1 protein-coding gene is annotated in these 2,308 nt (G+C 72.4%); it reads right to left on the bottom strand.

Annotated features, from left to right (window positions below; genetic code table 11):
- Positions 1–2,308, bottom strand: a 2,308-nt coding sequence (locus QH283_RS05105; protein WP_280501857.1) for a ribonuclease E/G, incomplete at both ends; no start/stop codon positions are given.

The following is a 2,308-nucleotide window of genomic DNA, read 5'->3' as shown; positions in this document are numbered from 1 at the left end:
CTTCGGCCGGGGCGGACGTGCTCACCTCCGCGTGCTCGCCCGCCTGCTCCGAACCCGGCTCGTCGTCGTCCGAGTGGTGCGCCGCCATGGCCAGCGCGACCGGATGCGCGCGCTTGACCGCGGCGTCCTCCACCGGCTCCCCGGCGTGCGGGGCGGCGCCGTTGGTGGCCGGGGCGGCCGATGCGCTCTTGTCGCGGCCGCGGCGACGGCGGGTGCCACCCTCCCTGCGCCCGCCCTCTTCGGCGTGCGAGGGCTCGACCGGGTAGTTGTGCACGATCAGGCCGCGGCCGTGGCAGTGCTCGCAGGTCGTGGAGAAGGCCTCGACCAGCCCGGTGCCCAGCTTCTTACGGGTCATCTGGACCAGGCCGAGCGAGGTGACCTCGGAGACCTGGTGGCGGGTGCGGTCACGGCCGAGGGCCTCGGTGAGCCTGCGCAGCACCAGGTCCCGGTTGGACTCGAGCACCATGTCGATGAAGTCGACGACGATCATGCCGCCGATGTCGCGCAGCCGCATCTGGCGCACGATCTCCTCGGCCGCCTCCAGGTTGTTCCTGGTGACCGTCTCCTCCAGGTTGCTGCCGCCGGAACCGGTGAACTTGCCGGTGTTGACGTCGATGACGGTCATCGCCTCGGTGCGGTCGATCACCAGGGTGCCGCCGGAGGGCAACCACACCTTGCGGTCGAGCGCCTTGGCCAGCTGCTCGTCGATCCGGTACTTCTCGAAGACGTCCAGTCCGGTGTTCTCGTGCCGTTCGACCCGGGCCAGCAGGTCCGGCGCGACGGTGCGGATGTAGCTCTCCACCGTCGCCCAGGCCCGCTCGCCCTCGATGACCAGCTTGGAGAAGTCCTCGTTGAACAGGTCGCGGATGACCTTGACCAGCAGGTCGGGCTCTTCGTAGAGGGTCTTCGGGGCGCCGCCGTCCTTGCCCGCCTGCTCCTCGATGGCGCGCCAGGTGCTCTGCAGCCGCTCCACGTCGCGGGCCAGCTCGGCCTCGCTGACGCCCTCGGAGGCGGTGCGGATGATCACACCCGCGTCGGCGGGGACGATCTCGCGCAGGATCTCCTTCAACCGCTTGCGTTCGGTGTCGGGCAGCTTGCGGCTGATGCCGGTGGAGGTGCCACCGGGCACGTACACCAGGAAGCGGCCCGCCAGGCTGATCTGCGTGGTCAGCCGGGCGCCCTTGTGACCGACCGGGTCCTTGGACACCTGGACCAGCACCTGGTCGCCCGGCTTGAGCGCCTGCTCGATCTTGCGCTCCTTGCCGCCGAGCCCGGCGGCCTCCCAGTTGACCTCACCGGCGTAGAGCACGCCGTTGCGGCCACGGCCGATGTCGACGAAGGCGGCCTCCATGCTGGGCAGCACGTTCTGCACCTTGCCGAGGTAGACATTGCCCACCATCGACGGCGCGCCGGTGTCGGTGACGAAGTGCTCGACGAGGATGTCGTCCTCGAGCACCGCGACCTGGGTGATGTTCGGGTGGTCGGGGAAGTTCTTCTCGCGCACGACCATGACCCGGTCGACCGCCTCGCGACGGGCGAGGAACTCCGACTCGGTCAGGATCGGCGGACGCCTGCGCCCGGCCTCACGGCCGTCACGGCGACGCTGGCGCTTGGCCTCGAGCCGGGTGGAGCCGGTGATGCCCTGCACCTCGTCGACGCCGGTGCGCCCGCGCGCCTTGTTGCGCGGCTCGCGCTCGTGCACGACGGTGTTCGGCGGATCGTCGTCGGCGGGCTCGGCCTCGCCGTCGCCGCCGACCTTGCGACGCCTGCGGCGGCGCCTGCGGCGGGTCGGGCTGCCCGACACCTCCCCCGAGTCCTCGGAATCGCCGGACTCGTCGGTGTCCTCGTCCCCGGCGCCGGACTCCCCGGCCCCGGACTCCTCGGCGGCCGAGTCGCCCTCGGCGGTGCGGTCCTGCCGGTCGTCCTCACCGGTCTCGGACTCGGCGTCGGGCTCGTCGTGCTCGTCGTCGGACTGCTCGCCGGTATCGCTGTGCTCGCCGTCGGCGCTCTGCTCACCCCGGCCACGGCCACGGCCACGGCGGCCGCGGCGACGCCTGCGCGGCTGGCCGTCGCCGTCACCGTGCTGGTCGTCGTGCTCGCTCTCACCGGTCTCGGCGTCGGCCTGCTTGGTGTCGGCTCGCTTGGTGTCGGACTGGTCGGCGGCGGCTCCGGTGGTGTCGGGGTCCTCCACCTCGGCCTCGGCGGCCTCCCGCTCGGCCCGGCGGCTGTCGCGCTCGGCGCGGCGCTTGCGGCGCAACTGCTCGGCGGCGGAGGCGTCCGGGGGCAGGAACAGCGGGGCGGCCACCTC

Source organism: Nocardia farcinica (genome assembly GCF_029867845.1).
Lineage (GTDB): Bacteria > Actinomycetota > Actinomycetes > Mycobacteriales > Mycobacteriaceae > Nocardia > Nocardia farcinica_A.
Note: the sequence above shows the minus strand (reverse complement) of the source record. Positions and strands in the feature narration are given on the sequence as shown.